Here is a 17,178-nt window from a genome sequence, read left to right on the forward strand (position 1 = left end):
GATAGGTGTATGAGGAATTTATGTAAAGTAACTTTAGAAGATTTAAAGTATGCATTTGATAAGATAGATTATTGGTATAAGAAAAATATCAAATTTTTAACAGTAATAACAGTTCCATTTAATACATCGTGTGTTTTTTCAAAGATAATAAGTAAAGTTTCACAAAATAATGGGAGGGTCTTATATGTATGGGGAAAAGAAGGTGAAAACAAAGAATTAGTAAATATAACAAGAGAAATGTATTCTGATATAACTCATTCGTATATTGTAAAAGAAATTTCAAATGCTAAACTTACTTTTACGCACTACAATAACTTAATGAAGATTAAGCAGAACTATGATTTGGTTATTTTTGATGATATAACATACTTCTCCAATCTAAGTAATGTAAATATAAGAGAGATGTTAGAAATGTGTTCAAACATAGGAGAAAGAGTTTTGCTATATAGCATAGAAAAGACGACTTTAGTAGGCGAAAAGTTCGAACTTGCAGCATATAATTATAAAAAACCGTTTGTGGAGCCTAGGGTATTAACTACACGAATAGATTTGAATTCAGATATTCCATTTTCTCTATATGACTATCTTAAATGGTTCAGGGAAAATAGCCATAAGGTGGCTATTTATGTACCCAATAAAGAGAAGCTTGACATAGTATATGATTATTTTTGTAATAAACTAAAACTTTCAAATGTAAAAGTAATAAAAGTTTCAGGAAATGATGATATAAAAAAGAGTGAAAAAGTATCAAAATACAAGGATAAGGCAATATTTATAATAACTAATAAAATAGAGGAGTTACTTGAATATTGCTATATGGATGATGCAGTAGTACTTTTTGCTGATAATGAAAGATATACTTATAAAAAGCTTTTGTATATATGTGGACAAATAAGAAATGTAAATCTAAAATTACCAGAGGTTCTTTTGGTATCAAACGATATATCAGAAGATATTGAGAAGGCAAAGAATATGGCAAGAGATTTCAATAAAAAGGTATGGGAAAAGCGTTTAATAGAATTATAAAAAGTATATTAGAAGGATTAATTGAAGTAATATATCCAAGAGAAAATTATTGCATTATATGTAAAGAAGATAACTGCTTTGGTATATGCGAGCATTGTATGAAAAGTATAAAAACAATAGCAGATTCGTATCAAGATGAAATAATAAGTTATGGGTATTATGGAGGAGTATTAAAAGATTTAATACTTAAATTTAAATATAAAAGCAATTTTACAGCAGGAGATATATTAGCAGAATTTTTAGAAGAATATATTATAAGAAACTTGAAATATCAGGAGTATGTAATAACCTATATACCACTATCAAAAAAATCTAAAAAGATTAGGGGATTTAATCAGTGTGAGTATATAGCAAAGAAAATAGCTAATGATTTATCAATTGAAGCTCTAGAAGTTTTGATAAAGGATAAAGAAACAAAAGAACAGAAAAAATTAAAGAAGGATGAAAGATATGAAAATATAAAAGATGCTTTCAAAATAAAAAAGGGATTAGAAATTGGAAAATATAATATTATACTGGTAGATGATGTAACAACTACAGGTGCAACTCTTAAAGAAGCTTATAAATTATTAAGAAAATATCAAGTAAAAGACATAAAACTCTTGACCTTAGCTAAAAGTCATATATAATATTAATGTAAAGCTAGGTTTGTGGTTGAAAGTCGAAGCTAGTCGCAGGCAAAACGATCCACGTAATTTAGACAAAATGTCTAAGGAGCATGGTGCGGTATAGAAGTAAGTCCTGCCAGATTGTATTCTGAGAGGGTTAGTAGTGAGGGATTAAATTCTATTAGCAAAAGCTCCAGCAGGCGAGTGTGGGGTCAAAAACCAGGTCAACTAGCTTTACCTCTATTTATTTTAAAATTATCATTAATAGGAAATGTGAGGAATCTAATCTAAAGTTTGCGATTAGATTTATTTTTTGTCTTTAGTTTTCAGAATTTACTGATAATTCTCTTGTTAAGTTAATAAAAAAGTGATAAAATATTAATAACTTAAAGATATTAAGTTTAAAAACTTTTTCATATGAGAGGGGCTGGAATTTATGAAAGTCACAGTTATAGCAAAAAATATGGAACTAACAGATGCGCTAAAAGAAATAGTGCAAAAAAAGATAAGCAAATTGGAAAAGTATTTTGAAGTGAATGTAGAAGCTAAGGCTACACTAAGTGTTCAAAAAAATAGACATAAAATAGAAGTTATGATTCCTTTTAATGGAGTAGTATTAAGAGGCGAAGAATCAACTTCCGATATGTATAAATCTCTTGACTTAGTGGAAGATAAATTAGAAAGACAAATTAGAAAACAAAAAACTAGATTATCTAGAAAACATAGTGGGTCATTGAGATTTGGAGAAATAAATAATATAGATATTAAGCCATCAGAAGAGGACGATGGTAAATTGGTTAAGGTAAAGAAATTTGGGGTAAAACCAATGAATTCTGAAGAGGCAATTCTTCAAATGGATTTATTAGGACATAATTTCTTTGTATATCAAGATGCAGATAGTAGTAAAGTAAATGTAATTTATAAGAGAAAAGATGGAGATTATGGTTTGTTAGAACCAGAATTCATATAACATATAAGAGATTTTAATAATGGCTGTCCAATGTGCTTATTTAATTTGCATCATTGGACAGTTATTTTTCATATCAAATGATTGAACAGATAATGACAATATTTTTACATAAAATTTTCAATTAATATTAATAATTTGTGATTAAAATATTAAAAAAAAGTTAAAATTGGGTGCTTTATATAGGATTTAATACAAAAATCATGAGTTTTATTGAAAATAAGATAAGTAAAATGTTATAATTATAAAATACGTGATTTATAAAATAAATTACAGATTATGAATTATGGATAGTTAAAATATATTGGAAATTAACGTGAAATATATAATTTCGAAAGGATGACATTATGGGACTATTAAATGCCGTATTTGGAACATATAGTGAAAGAGAAGTTAAAAGGCTCAAACCTACTATACAAAAAATAAATGATCTAGATGAAGAGCTGCAAAAGCTTTCTGATGAGGAGTTAAAGGCAAAAACTCCAGCATTTAAAGAAAGATTAGCAAATGGTGAAACATTAGATGATATTTTACCAGAAGCATTCGCAGTTGTAAGAGAAGCTTCAAAAAGAGTTTTAGGAATGAAGCACTATGATGAACAACTTATGGGTGGTATGATACTTCATCAAGGTAGAATATCAGAAATGAAAACAGGTGAAGGTAAAACTCTAGTTGCTACTTTACCAGCGTACTTAAATGGGTTAAGTGGAAATGGTGTTCACATAGTAACAGTTAACGACTATCTTGCAAAAAGAGATGCTGAGCAGATGGGTGAGTTATATGGTTTCTTAGGATTAACTACAGGTGTTATTGTACATGAATTAAATAATGATCAAAGAAGAGAATCATATGCGTCAGATATCACTTATGGAACTAATAATGAATTTGGATTTGACTACTTAAGAGATAACATGGTTATTTACAAAGAGGAAAGAGTTCAAAGACCATTAAATTTTGCTGTAGTCGATGAAGTTGACTCAATATTAATAGATGAAGCTAGAACTCCGCTTATAATTTCAGGTCAAGGTGAAAAATCTACTGAATTTTATAAAGTTGCAGACTATTTTGCAAAGAAGTTAGTTGCGAGAAAGATTTTACTAGAGATGAAAAAGCAAATGCAGTAATGTTAACTGATGAAGGTGTTAGAAAAGCAGAAGTAACATTTAAAGTAGCCAATTATGCAGATGCTGAAAATATTGAATTACAACACTATGTAACTCAAGCGTTAAAAGCAAACTTTGCTATGAGAAGAGACAAAGATTACATGGTTAAAGATGGCGAAGTAATAATTGTTGATGAATTTACAGGAAGACTTATGGAGGGAAGAAGGTATTCAGATGGTCTTCATCAAGCGATAGAAGCTAAAGAAGGAGTTAAAATCGCTAGAGAATCAAAAACTTTGGCTACTATAACATTCCAAAACTATTTTAGAATGTATAAAAAGTTATCAGGTATGACTGGTACTGCATTAACAGAAGAAAATGAATTTAGAGAAATTTACGGGTTAGATGTTATTGTTATACCAACACATAGACCAATAGCAAGAAAAGATAATCCAGACTTAGTATTTAGCACAGAGCTTGGAAAAATAAAGGCAGTTGCTTCAGAGGTTGAAAAAGCTCATGCTAAAGGGCAACCAGTGTTAGTTGGTACAGTAAGTATTGAAAAGTCTGAACTTGTATCAAGTATGCTTAAGAAAAAAGGAGTACCACATCAAGTATTAAATGCTAAATTCCATGAACAAGAAGCTGAAATAATAAGTCATGCTGGTGAAAAGGGTATGGTTACCATAGCTACTAATATGGCAGGTAGAGGTACTGATATCAAGCTTGGCGAAGGTGTAGTTGAACTTGGTGGTCTTAAAATAATAGGTACTGAAAGACATGAATCAAGAAGAATAGATAACCAGTTAAGAGGACGTTCAGGAAGACAAGGAGATCCAGGTGAATCAACATTCTTTATTTCCTTAGAAGATGATCTAATGAGAATATTCGGATCAGAAAAAATTCAAGGTGTTGTTGAAAAATTAGGACTTCAAGAAGAAGAAGCAATTGAAAGCAAAATGGTTTCAAAAGCTATTGAGAATGCTCAAAAGAAGGTTGAAGGTAATAACTTCGATATTAGAAAACAATTATTGGGTTATGACGATGTAATGAATATCCAAAGAGAAGTTATCTACAAACAAAGATCAGAAGTTCTTGAAGGCGAAGATGTAAAAGAAGAAATATTATCAATGACAAAGGATATTATTGCTGATGCTGTTAATACTTATGTTACAGGTGAATCAGAAGATTATAGAGAAGAATTCTTGCATCTAATGGTTGCTTTACAAGATATATGTATAGCGCCAGGTACAGTTAATTTACCTAGTCTTGAAAATCTGTCAAATGAGGAAATAATCGAAAGCTTATTTGAATCAGCACGTAAGTTCTATGAACAAAAGGAAGAAGAGTTTGGTGCAGAAAGATTAAGAGAAGTTGAAAGAGTTGTTCTTTTAAGAGCTGTTGATACTAAATGGATGAATCATATAGATAATATGGATCATTTAAAACAAGGTATAGGGCTTCAATCATTCAAACAAATTGATCCAGTTCAAGCGTACCAAATGGAAGGTAGCGAAATGTTTAATGATATGATTAAAGCAATCAAGGAAGAAACAGTTAGACTATTATTCCATGTTAGAATAGAAGTTGCACCAGAAAGAGTAAGGGTTGCTCAAGAAACTGCAGCAATTCATGAGGAATCTTCAAGTGCTGCTGCTCCAGGGCCAGGACAAAATCAACCAGGTGGACCTAGTGCAGGGCCAGTAGCTCCAGTTAGAAATCTAGATAAGCATGGAAGAAATGAATTGTGCCCTTGTGGTAGCGGTAAGAAATTTAAAAATTGTTGTGGAAGAGAAGCATAAACAAGTTTGAAACTTTGTAATAAGCTCTAAAGAGTTTGAAAAATGATAAATATGATATAATAAATTCCGTAGAGGTTTGAAGAATTGTTATTTAGAATTAAATACAGTTTTAAGAAGGCTTCTGCGGAATTCTTATTAATACTGGATTTTTTGAAAGAGGTGAATAATAGATGATAATTGAACTTGAAAAGGAATTGGTTAAACTTCCAGGTATAAAAAAATCTATAGAAGAAATGGGGGCTTCACTTTGACCGAGATAGGTTAGAAAAGGAGCTCAATGAGTTAGAATATCAAATGCAAGAAGCAGGTTTCTGGGATGATATAAAAAGGGCAGAAGAAGTTACAAAAAAGAGTAAATTGATAAAAGATAAAATTGAAAATTTCGATAAGCTGAAGTCTCAGATTGAAGATATAGAAGTACTAAAAGAAATCATGGAAGATGATGATGAAGAATCTGCTAATGAAATAATACAAACTTTAAGAGATATACAAGAACAGATTGATGACTATAATATGAAAGTACTACTATGCGGAGAATATGATAAAAACAATGCCATTTTGACGCTTCATGTTGGTGTTGGAGGTACTGATGCTAACGATTGGACAGAAATGCTTTTAAGAATGTATACAAGATGGTGTGAAAAACAAGGCTATAGTATTGAAACTCTAGATTTGCTTCCTGGAGATGAAGCTGGAATTAAAAGCGTTACTTTAAAAGTTACTGGGGAATATGCATATGGTTACTTAAAAGCGGAGAAAGGTATTCACAGGCTGGTTAGAATATCCCCATATAACGCCAATGGTAAAAGACAAACATCATTTGCATCTATGGAAGTTCTTCCGGAACTTACAAAGGAACAAGATATAGAGATAAGATCTGATGATTTAAAGATAGATACTTATAGATCAGGAGGAGCCGGAGGCCAGCATGTTAATAAAACGGACTCAGCAGTTAGGATAACTCATATTCCAACTGGAATAGTTGTACAGTGCCAAAATGAAAGAAGTCAATTTTCTAACAGGGATACAGCTATGGAAATGTTGAAGTCTAAACTAGTCGAGCTGAAAGAAAGAGCACATAAAGAAAAAATTGAGGATTTAACCGGAGAATTAAAAGATATGGGATGGGGAAGTCAAATAAGATCATACGTATTTCATCCATACAGTATGGTCAAAGATCATAGAACTAATGTCGAAACATCAAATGTTACATCAGTAATGGATGGTGAGATCGATATGTTTATAAATGCATATCTAAAGCAACAATAAAAGAATATATATTCTCTTAATGAAAAAGGCTTCTATCAAATGATTTTATGATAGAAGTCTTTTTGTTAAGAGAAATTCTAAAAGTAAAGTTTATATAAAATAAATAGTAAAAATAAACTGGCATATCTGTATAGCTAAGCAGCTTTATAGAATATATCGATTAAAGAATAGACGGCAATAAGAATTATGCACACATATAGGGAAATATTAAGTCCAGGTTTTAGTATAGACATGATTCCCCCAACTACCAATGCTGTCATTATTACTACACTAACAAATTTAAAAAAGCCTGATTTGTTTGTTAGAAGAGTTGTAACAGACGAAAACATAATCAAAATTAATACTAGAAAGTAAAATATATTTTTTAAGTTAACTGAGTAACTCATTATTTGAAATTCGTTTAAAGCAAGTATTGAGAGTAAAAATAATAATGAGAAAGAGCAAATTCTACTAATATTTTTAACCATAAACCCATCACCTCTGGTAATTATTTACATAATAATTATACCGTTAGATCTTTATTCAATCAATAACAAATTTATATAAAATAAGTATTCTTATATGATTGGCATATAATATCAGAATTAATAATTGAAATTAATTCCTAAAATGGTATATAAATATGATAAAATATATTCATATTAGTGGAGGAGTTGAATTTATGAATATTCTAATAGTTGAGGATGAAAGGGATATTAGAAATCTTATTTCATTGCATATGAGAAAGGAAGACTATGAAGTTTATGAAGCTTCCGATGGACGAGAAGCTTTAAATATATTTGAAAATAAAAAAATAGATTTAATTTTATTAGATATAATGATGCCAAATGTTGATGGGATTTCAGTGATACAAAAGGTACGAGCCATCTCTACTATTCCTATAATCTGTATTACAGCGATGGGGAATGATTCTGATAAAGTTTTGGCTTTAGGACTTGGAGCTGACGATTATTTAGTAAAGCCTATAAGTCCGATAGAGTTATCTGCAAGAGTGGCATCTAATCTCAGAAGATGCTACAAATATGCTGAGCATAAGGATGTAATTTATTCGACAGGAGAGTTAAAGCTATTTACTGAGACTTTTGAAGTTTATAAGGGGAACAGAAAGATTGATCTAAATCCAAAGGAATTCAAGATTTTAAAGTTATTAGTTTCAAATTTAGGGAAAGTATTTACTAAGAAACAAATATATGAAGAAGTATGGGAGGAAGCTTATTTCGGAGACTCTAATAATATAATGGTTCATTTAAGTCATATTAGAGAGAAAATAGAAGATGATCCTAAGAATCCAATCTACATAAAAACCATAAGAGGGATAGGTTATAAAATTGAGAGGGTTGCAATGCATGAAAGCTAAAAGAATAAAAAGGAGTGTTACAACAGAGTTATTTTTTATATATTTTTTGGGATATATAGCTATAAACATAATACTATTAATAGCGATTATTGGCTCAATTGTTGTTTATGGAACTTTATGCGGACCTAATACATATAATTCTTATTTTGGAGGGCTACAAAATAAGCTTGTAAAAGATTATACGAGTATAACTGATGGGGATTTGTCTGATATAGATGGTTTTATGGTAAAAATAAATAATGATAATAAAGTTCTTTACATGAGGGGACATGTTATCGAGGAATTTAAAAATATAAATTTGCAAAGCTATATGTATTTATTTGGATTAACAAAGGATAATGAAGAATCACTAAATGATGATATTAGAACAATGTTTGCATTATCAGATTTCAATAATTCAATAATTGAAACAAAAGATAATGTTAAATATTCACTATATAGCAAGTATCTAAAAGAAGAAGATTCTTTAGTGGTAGTTGGATTCCCGTATTCAGAGATTACAAAGCCGAATAGAATCACCAAAGTAATTCCTCATAATCTAATAATAAAAATAATGGGTGCGTTCAATGTTCTATTAATTCTCTCAATAGTGTATATTTTAGCTAAAGCAACTTCTAGCGCATTTATAAAACCAATAAAGACATTATTGGCTGGAGTAATAGAGATATCTCATGGCAATTATAATATACGTTTAGATATAGATAAAAAGAATGAATTTCTTGAATTAGCAAATGGATTTAATATGATGGCAGGAACTATACAAAATGAAAAAAGTCAAAATGAAAAATTACAGAAGATAAAAGAGGATTTAATATTAGATATATCGCATGATTTAAAAAACCCTCTTTCATCGATTTTAGGATATAGTGAGATTTTAATTAATAATAATGATTTAGATGAAAAGGAAAAGTTAGAATACTTAAACATAATAAATAAGAATTCACAAAGAGCAAATAAATTAATAACAGACCTGTTTGAATTTTCATTATATGATAATTCTGATTATAAAATGATTACAGTAAAAGCAGATATAGCTGAATTTGTTAGGCAAATAATAGCAAACTATATTCTAGAATTTGATCATAAAAAATTCGAATATGATTTTGAAATAATTGAAGAGCCCTATTATGTAATGATAAATGAAGAAAAGTTATCTAGAGCTATAAATAATGTTTTAGACAATAAAGTTAAATACAATCCTGTAGGAAGTAGAATAGGAGTAAAGACAGAAGTGAGAGAGAATTATTTCTACATTATATTATCAGATAACGGCGAATGTATTCCTCAAAAATACAGAGAAAATATATTTAACCCATTTGTTAGAGTTGATAAATCAAGAAACTCAAAAACTGGAGGAACAGGACTTGGATTATCTATCACAAAGAAAATATTAAATAAACATAATGGTGATATTAGAATTATAGATAGTGGAATAGGGACAACTTTTGAGATCATGTTGCCACTTGTTGTGTTTAAGAATAAAATCTAAATTTAAAGCTTGGATTAGCAATTTATTTTTTAGGTTAATTTAATATTGTTGTAAGCATCTTTTAATAAAATGCATTTATACTAAGTATAGTGGAGGAGGAGTTTGAGCAGGCATTATACATTATTCTTAGTATAGTTTATTAAAAGTAACTTTAGCTTAATGCTTTAATATCATGTATAAGAAAGAGAAGGAAAATTTATGGACAACGATAAAAATGAATTAGAAAATATTGATTCAAACATAGATTATGATAATTTGAAAGAAGAAACTGATACCATTAATACGGAAGAACACTTTGAGGAAAATGGTTTAGTTGCAAAATTAAAAGATAAAAAAGGAATTTTAGGAGTAGTAGGAGCTTTTCTATTAGTACTTTTGAAATTTAAAGCTATTTTATTTTTAGTGCTAGGAAAATTAAAATTCTTAATAATATTATTAAAGCTTGGTAAATTTGCATCTACCTTTATATCTATGATACTAATGATCGTCATATACGCTAAGATGTATGGAGTGGCATTTGGAGTTGGCTTTGTATTACTGCTTTTGATTCATGAAATGGGACATTATCTTACGGCTAAATTAATTAAATTGGATGTAAGCCTTCCAGTTTTCATTCCTTTTGTAGGTGCTTTTATTAGCATGAAAGAAGAACCTAAAGATGCAGCAACAGAAGCGAAAGTTGCTATAGGAGGGCCTGTGTTAGGAAGTATAGGTGCACTAATTTGTTTGTTGTTTTACTTTATATCTGGAGAAGACTTTTTGGCAGCACTAGCCTATGTAGGTTTTATGTTAAATCTATTTAATCTTATACCTGTTCATCCACTTGATGGTGGAAGAGTGGTTTCGGCTATATCACCAAAGTTATGGCTCATAGGAATACCAATTGGTATAATTGCTCTCTTCAAGGCTTTCAATCCAATTATTGTATTATTACTTATACTTGGAATTGCAAAAGTTATTGAACAATATAGAAATTCAGATAAATCGTATTATGAAGTAAAGACATCTATTAGGTGTATGTTTGCATTAAGTTATTTCGGATTAATGTTACTTTTGGGACTTGGAATAACATATATCCATGGGATTCATTCTTCTGTAATTATTCAATAAAAATTGGAGGGGTAAATATGTATTTTAATATACCAGGAACAAAAGATATTCTTATTAAAAACTTGACAGGTGAAGACTTAAAGGATATATATTTAAGCTTTGAGGGAATAGAAAAACATCCATTAAAAATATCGAATATAAGAAAGGATGGGCAAGTAGTTAAGACTTTAGTTTTAAGTTATTTGAATGGAGTAACAGAGCTTAAACTCTGCTATTATAACGATGGGCAAAAACAAGAAATCGTAGTATATAATGAATTGAGCAAAAAAGATTTAAGAAAATTAATTCTTGAGATTAGTAAGGAAAATGGGAAACTGAAAGTGAGGACAACTGTAGAAGAAAAATATATATAATTATTGCTTTCAATTAAAATAAGTTTATAATATTAATAGTGATATAGGATTATTGCCATTACTAAAAATAGTAATGGCAATAATGATTTATATGGTAAAATAGTATTGTTGTGGCAATGACTATTTAGGTAATTTAATATAAGCAGGAGGAAATTATGAATTCAATTGAAGAAAGAATCGCAAAAGAATTAGAAATAAAGTTAAGTCAGGTTCAAAATGTTATTGGACTTTTAGATGATGGAAATACAGTTCCATTTATTTCAAGATATAGAAAAGAAGCAACAGGAGGACTTTCAGATGAAGTCTTAAGAAAATTATCTGAAAGACTTACGTATCTAAGAAATTTAGAGGAAAGAAAAGCTGATGTTACAAGGCTTATACAAGAACAAGAAAAATATACTGATGAAATAGGAAAAGCTTTAGAGAATGCAACGACCTTAACAGAAGTTGAAGATATATATAGACCTTTTAAACCTAAAAAGAGAACAAAAGCAACAATAGCAGTAGAAAAGGGATTAAAGCCTCTTGCAGAACTAATTTTGGAAGGAAAATTAAGTGGGGACCTAGATGAAGAGGCAGCTAAGTATATAAGTGAAGAAAAGGGAGTTACAAATAGTCAAGAAGCTATCCAAGGAGCTTTAGATATAATAGCTGAAAGCATTTCTGATGAAGCTAAGTACAGAAAGTATATAAGAGAATTTGTTATTAGAGAAGGTAATATAGAATCAAAGGGAAGTTCAGATGAACCAACTCCATATGAAATGTATTATGAATATTCTGAAGCAGTAAATAAGATACCACCTCACAGAATATTAGCTATAAACAGAGGAGAAAAAGAAAAAATCCTAAATGTTAAGATAACTGTTAATGAAGATAAGATAATTCAATACTTAGAAAATCAAGTATTAAAAGGCAATGAAACTTTAGATGAAAAATTAAAACTTGCAATTAGAGATTCGTTAAAAAGATTAATTTATCCATCCATAGAAAGAGAAATAAGAAGTGAATTAACTGATATAGGTGAAGAAGGTGCTATTAAGATATTTAAAGAAAACTTGAAAGCATTGTTATTACAAGCGCCTATTAAAGGAAAAGTAGTAATGGGATATGATCCAGGATTTAGAACTGGCTGTAAAATAGCGATTCTAGATGCAACAGGAAAGTTTTTAGAAAATACAGCAGTATATCCTACAGTGCCTAAAAGAGATATCGAAGGAACAAAGAGAACTTTAAAAGCTCTTATTGCTAAACATAATGTTGATGTTATATCCCTTGGAAATGGTACAGCATCAAGAGAATCAGAAGAAGTTATTGCAGAAATGATTACGGAAATAAAAAATGAAACTGGAAAAGAATTAGCATATGTAATAGTATCTGAAGCAGGAGCGTCAGTTTATTCAGCATCAGAACTTGCAACTAAGGAATATCCAGATTTAGATGTTACAGTAAGAGGAGCAATTTCAATAGGAAGAAGGTTGCAAGATCCACTTGCGGAACTAGTTAAGATAGATCCTAAGGCTATAGGAGTAGGACAATATCAGCACGATGTCACTCCTAAAAAGTTAGAAGAATCCTTAGCAGGTGTAGTAGAAGACTCAGTTAACACTGTTGGAGTTGACTTAAATATAGCAACACCATCGCTTTTAACACATATTTCCGGAATAAATGCATCTATCGCTAAAAATATTGTTGACTATAGAGAAGAAGTAGGAAGATTCACTTCAAGAAAAGAACTATTAAAAGTTAAGAGATTAGGTCAAAAGGCTTATGAGCAATGTGCTGGATTTTTAAGAGTTGATGATAGCAAAGAATCTTTGGATAATACATCTGTGCATCCAGAGTCTTATGCTATAGCTAAGAAGTTAATAGAATTACTTGGTTACAATAAAGAAGACCTTAAGAATAATAAATTAGGTGACATTGATGAAAGAGCTCAATCTCAAGGATTAAAAAAATTAAGTGAAACATTGGAAGTTGGAGAGATGACTCTAAAGGATATAATAAAAGAATTAAAGAAGCCAGGCAGAGATCCTAGAGAAGAAATGCCAAAGCCAATACTAAAAACGGGAATAATAGAACTTAAGGACTTAAAACCTGGTATGGTTTTAGCTGGAACTGTTAGGAATGTATCTGATTTTGGAGCATTTGTAGATATAGGAGTGCATCAAGATGGATTAGTTCACAAAAGTCAAATGGCAAATAGATTTGTAAAGCATCCTTTAGATATAGTTAAAGTTGGAGATATAGTAAAGGTAGCGATATTGGAAGTTGATGAAAAGAGAAAGAGAATATCATTAACTATGAAAGATATTGATAAATCAGCAGAAGTATAGCTAACATAATAAATTAAATTTAAAGTCTTAAGAGTATGAATATGTTCATTCTTAAGACTTTTCTGCTTACAAATTTTTTATAGGAAGAAATATATGATTGCATACTAATAATTATTTAATATGTTCTAAGTATTGTGGATATTTTTGTACTAGCGATTAGCGTGTATGAATGGAGAGTATGATATAGTAATATAGAATAGTATTTTTAATAAATAAAGATGAATAAAATTGTAGGTTTATAATAAGGAGGAAAAGTAATGATTAGATGGGGAATTATAGGACTTGGAAATATAGCTTTGAGATTTGCAAAGAGTTTATCATATTCTAATGAAGGTAAACTATATGCTATAGCATCTAGAACTAAGGAAAAACGTGATGAATTTTATGATAAGTATAATTGCGAGAAAGTTTATGAAAATTATAATGAATTATTAAGAGATGAAGAAGTGGATGCTGTATATATAGCATTGCCTCACGGCTTTCATAAACACTGGTCCATCGAAGCTTTAAAGCATAAAAAGGCTGTGCTTTGTGAGAAGCCTGTAGGGATAAATTCGGAAGAAATGAAGGAAATAAAAAAAGAAGCTGTGTTAAATAATACATTCTTTATGGAAGCAATGAAGACAAGGTTTGTTCCGATAATTAGTGATATTAAGAGAATGATAAGAAATAAAGAGATTGGAGATATAACGGCTATAGAAGCTAATTTTTGCAATAATGTAGAAAACATTAAACCGGGATCGTATTTATTAGATAAAGACCAAGGTGGGGCGTTACTAGATGTAGGAATTTATCCATTGTCATTTGTAATGGATATGATCGATTCAGAGGTTAAAAGTGTCAAATCTTACATAGATATAAATGAATCAGGAGTCGATTCCTATTTTAAAGCAATACTTTCTTTTGAAGATGGAGTAATAGGAACTGTAGAAGGGGCAATTGATAGAAATAAAGAAAGGACAGCTATTATTAGAGGAACAAAGGGATGGATGGAGATTCCGATGTATAATAGACCAAACAAAGCTGTTGTTAATCTAAATTCGGGCAAGTCGTATACAATTGAAAAAGATATAGAATTTGATGACATGTATGCAGAGATTAAAGAAGTTCATAACTGTTTAAAAGAGTCGAAGCTTGAAAGTGATTATTTAACTTTAAATGAATCAATTCGAGTTATGGAAGTATTAGATAGAATTAGAATGAATGCGGAATAAAAAGTGATTGGATGAACTACTTACAATGATTAGGCGGGAGAGAGAAACATATAAAATGGATGAAGTAAAAGTTTATACTAACAGAAAAAATATTGTACTTTTAGCAACATTGTGTTGCTTTTTATGGGGAAGTGCATATCCGGCTATAAAAGTTGGATATTCACTATTTAATATAAGTGATGTAGGCTCTAAATTAATTTTTGCCGGATATAGGTTTACACTTGCAGGTATTTTTATACTCATATTTGAGCTTATATCAAAAAGAGTTATATTTAAATTTACTAGAAAGCAATTTGGTCAGATAACTTTATTAGGTTTAACTCAAACTGCACTTCAATATATATTCTTCTATGTGGGAATGTCATATACTACAGGGGTTAGAGGATCTATAATAAATGGAACAGGAACTTTTGTAAGTATAATTCTAGCTCATTTTATATATAAGAATGATAGGTTAAATTTAAATAAGATAATAGGATGCGTTATTGGATTTATAGGAGTAGTAATTGTTAATTTAAATGGAGAATCATTAGGAGGAACATCTGTCACTTTTAAAGGTGAGGGGTTTATAATGATTGCTGCAATAATATTTGCTGTGTCTGCAATATATGGGAAGAAGATAACGCAAACTCAAGAACCTTCGATAGTAACTGGTTTTCAGCTATTTATAGGAGGAATTCTTCTTACTGCATTAGGATTTGCATTAGGAGGTAGCTTAGAAGGATTTACAGCGAAATCAACATTACTACTTATATATATGGCATTACTATCATCAATAGCCTTTGCTGTTTGGACGCAATTATTAAAATATAACAAAGTAGGATTAATATCAGTATTTAATTTTTTAATACCGGTATTTGGAACATTGTTATCAGCATTAATATTAGGAGAAAATATATTTGATATTAAGATATTAATAGCGCTTATTTTAGTTTGTTATGGAATATTTCTAGTTTATAGAGTTAAGAAAGAAAAGTAGAATTGGGATATTGTGTATAACATATATTTAGAAAGCTCAATTTTTGTAAGGAAATCTTTTAACTTATGAGAATGGATGCATAATTAAATTCTAAATAAGGAGATATTGATTTGGGATTGATATAAGATTATTATGGATGTGATTTTATAAAAGAGGACTTGCTTTTAGGCAAGTCTTCTTTTATAAAGAGGTTGACTCTATTCCAACTATAGACTTTATAATTTATATTAGGAAATATGTTTGTAAAGGGAAGATAAAAATATGTTTAAAAAGTTTTTAAAATACTCTATTCCATCAGCATCGGCTATGTTTGTATCGTCATTATATACAGTTATAGATGGTATTTTTGTAGGTCGAGGTGTAGGAGATTTGGGGTTAGCAGCAGTTGCAATTGCAATGCCAGCTACAATAGTTTTATTTGGAATAGCTACAATGTTTGCAGTTGGCGGAGGTGCTCTAGTTTCTAAAAACTTTGGAGCTAAAGATAAAGAAAGGGCAGTATATATTTTTCGCCAAGCATTTAAATCAATTATAATATTAAGTAGTATTATTAGTTTTGTATTTATAGTTTTTTCGGAGTACATAGTAGTTCTTTTGGGGGCGACTGAAAATTTGAAGGAGTTATCGGCAGAATTTTTGAGATACTATTCATTGTTTTGTATACCTAGTTTGTTAGGAATAACTTTGAATGGATTCATTAGAAATGATGGAGGTCCTAAGTTAGCTATGATATCAACGATAGCTGGTACAGTGGTAAATATATTATTAGATTATATATTTATATTTCCTTTAAATATGGGTGTTAGGGGCGCCGCTATTGCTACTGGACTTGGGCAAGTAGCGACAATAGCTATAATACTGCCTCATTTTTTAAAGAAGAAAGGTCAATTAACTTTTGGAAATGTGAAGCTGGAAATGAAAGTGGTTAAAGAGATTATTACCATAGGTTTCCCATCGTTTTTTGCAGAAGCAGCCTTTTCGATAATAATATTCTTCTATAATATAGTTTTAGGAATCTATATGAGAGAGGAAGGAATTGCGTCATATAGTATAATAAATTATATAACTACAAATATTTATATGATGCTTCTAGGTGTTAGTTTAGGAGCCCAACCATTAATAAGTTACTATTTTGGAGCGAGGGAGACAAAAAAGATGTTTACATTTTATAAGTTTGCACTAATAGCGTCAGTCTCGGTAAACTTATTGTTTACCTTAGTATGCTTTATATTTGGAAGAAATCTTATAGGTTTGTTTACAACAGATAAGGAATTAATAAATATAGCGTATATTGGACTTAATATGACTAATTTAGCTTATTTTTTCACAGGATTAAATTTAAGCACATCGATGTACTATCAATCTATAGAAATGCCAAAGTTCTCTAACTTAATTTGTGCTTTTAGATCTTTTGTATTTTTGCCAGTAATTTTATTTTTAGCTGCACATTATTATGGTACAAATGGAATATGGGCTAGTATGATTTTTTCAGAAATATTAACGTTTTTAGCAGTAAACATTGTTACTAATACAAAAACTAATACAAAAAAAGCTATATCAGTATAAGG

Annotated in this window: 13 protein-coding genes and 1 pseudogene; 13 read left to right on the forward strand and 1 reads right to left on the reverse strand. The window is 29.8% G+C overall.

Annotation, left to right across the window (positions count from 1 at the left end; translation table 11 throughout):
• Window positions 1-9 precede the first annotated feature (9 nt).
• From AXY43_RS17305 to prfB, 5 genes and pseudogenes are all read left to right on the forward strand, one after another.
• Window positions 10-1,026 (forward strand): hypothetical protein, encoded by a 1,017-nt coding sequence (locus AXY43_RS17305; protein ID WP_023974857.1) that lies wholly within the window; start codon window positions 10-12, stop codon window positions 1,024-1,026.
• Window positions 999-1,655 carry a ComF family protein gene (locus tag AXY43_RS17310; protein ID WP_011967780.1) on the forward strand — a complete coding sequence of 219 codons (657 nt, stop codon included), beginning with the start codon at window positions 999-1,001 and terminating at the stop codon, window positions 1,653-1,655. The genes AXY43_RS17305 and AXY43_RS17310 overlap by 28 nt, the downstream gene beginning before the upstream one ends.
• A gap of 415 nt (window positions 1,656-2,070) precedes the next feature.
• Window positions 2,071-2,604 carry a ribosome hibernation-promoting factor, HPF/YfiA family gene (gene hpf, locus AXY43_RS17315; RefSeq protein ID WP_011967781.1) on the forward strand — a complete coding sequence of 178 codons (534 nt, stop codon included), beginning with the start codon at window positions 2,071-2,073 and terminating at the stop codon, window positions 2,602-2,604.
• Window positions 2,605-2,948: 344 nt separating this feature from the next.
• Window positions 2,949-5,506: pseudogene (gene secA, locus AXY43_RS17320) on the forward strand (preprotein translocase subunit SecA).
• Window positions 5,507-5,676: 170 nt separating this feature from the next.
• Window positions 5,677-6,775, forward strand: a protein-coding gene (gene prfB / locus AXY43_RS17325) for a peptide chain release factor 2 (RefSeq protein WP_373866474.1) whose coding sequence is annotated in 2 segments (ribosomal slippage) — window positions 5,677-5,748 and window positions 5,750-6,775 — 1,098 coding nt in all. Because the reading frame shifts where the segments join, the coding sequence is not laid out codon by codon here.
• Window positions 6,776-6,909: 134 nt separating this feature from the next.
• Here the strand turns inward: prfB and AXY43_RS17330 are convergent.
• Entirely contained in the window at window positions 6,910-7,242 is a 333-nt protein-coding gene (locus AXY43_RS17330) for a hypothetical protein (protein WP_017213034.1), read from the reverse strand.
• A gap of 194 nt (window positions 7,243-7,436) precedes the next feature.
• Here AXY43_RS17330 and AXY43_RS17335 point away from each other — a divergent pair, with 194 nt between their 5' ends.
• The 8 genes from AXY43_RS17335 to AXY43_RS17370 all read left to right on the forward strand — a co-directional run bounded on the left by AXY43_RS17335 (window position 7,437) and on the right by AXY43_RS17370 (window position 17,176).
• The gene (locus AXY43_RS17335) at window positions 7,437-8,132 is read left to right on the forward strand and encodes a response regulator transcription factor (protein WP_017213033.1); all 696 of its coding nucleotides are present in this window, start codon (window positions 7,437-7,439) and stop codon (window positions 8,130-8,132) included.
• A complete protein-coding gene (locus tag AXY43_RS17340) occupies window positions 8,122-9,621 on the forward strand; it encodes a sensor histidine kinase (RefSeq protein ID WP_023974860.1) in 1,500 nt (499 codons plus the stop codon). The genes AXY43_RS17335 and AXY43_RS17340 overlap by 11 nt, the downstream gene beginning before the upstream one ends.
• A 198-nt stretch (window positions 9,622-9,819) precedes the next feature.
• Window positions 9,820-10,731 carry a site-2 protease family protein gene (locus AXY43_RS17345; protein WP_077868717.1) on the forward strand — a complete coding sequence of 304 codons (912 nt, stop codon included), beginning with the start codon at window positions 9,820-9,822 and terminating at the stop codon, window positions 10,729-10,731.
• 17 nt (window positions 10,732-10,748) lie between these two features.
• A complete protein-coding gene (locus AXY43_RS17350; protein WP_039768503.1) occupies window positions 10,749-11,084 on the forward strand; it encodes a hypothetical protein in 336 nt (111 codons plus the stop codon).
• Window positions 11,085-11,239: 155 nt separating this feature from the next.
• Window positions 11,240-13,417 (forward strand): Tex family protein, encoded by a 2,178-nt coding sequence (locus tag AXY43_RS17355; RefSeq protein WP_105411872.1) that lies wholly within the window; start codon window positions 11,240-11,242, stop codon window positions 13,415-13,417.
• A 257-nt stretch (window positions 13,418-13,674) separates the two neighbouring features.
• A complete protein-coding gene (locus AXY43_RS17360) occupies window positions 13,675-14,631 on the forward strand; it encodes a Gfo/Idh/MocA family protein (protein WP_105411873.1) in 957 nt (318 codons plus the stop codon).
• A 55-nt stretch (window positions 14,632-14,686) separates the two neighbouring features.
• Window positions 14,687-15,610: a DMT family transporter gene (locus AXY43_RS17365; protein WP_023974865.1), complete on the forward strand. Its 924-nt coding sequence runs from the start codon at window positions 14,687-14,689 to the stop codon at window positions 15,608-15,610.
• 261 nt (window positions 15,611-15,871) lie between these two features.
• Window positions 15,872-17,176, forward strand: a complete 1,305-nt coding sequence (locus AXY43_RS17370; protein ID WP_077869788.1) for an MATE family efflux transporter — start codon at window positions 15,872-15,874, stop codon at window positions 17,174-17,176.
• Window positions 17,177-17,178 lie beyond the last annotated feature (2 nt).

It is taken from the genome of Clostridium sp. MF28 (genome assembly GCF_002969175.1).
In the GTDB taxonomy this organism is placed as follows: domain Bacteria; phylum Bacillota; class Clostridia; order Clostridiales; family Clostridiaceae; genus Clostridium; species Clostridium beijerinckii.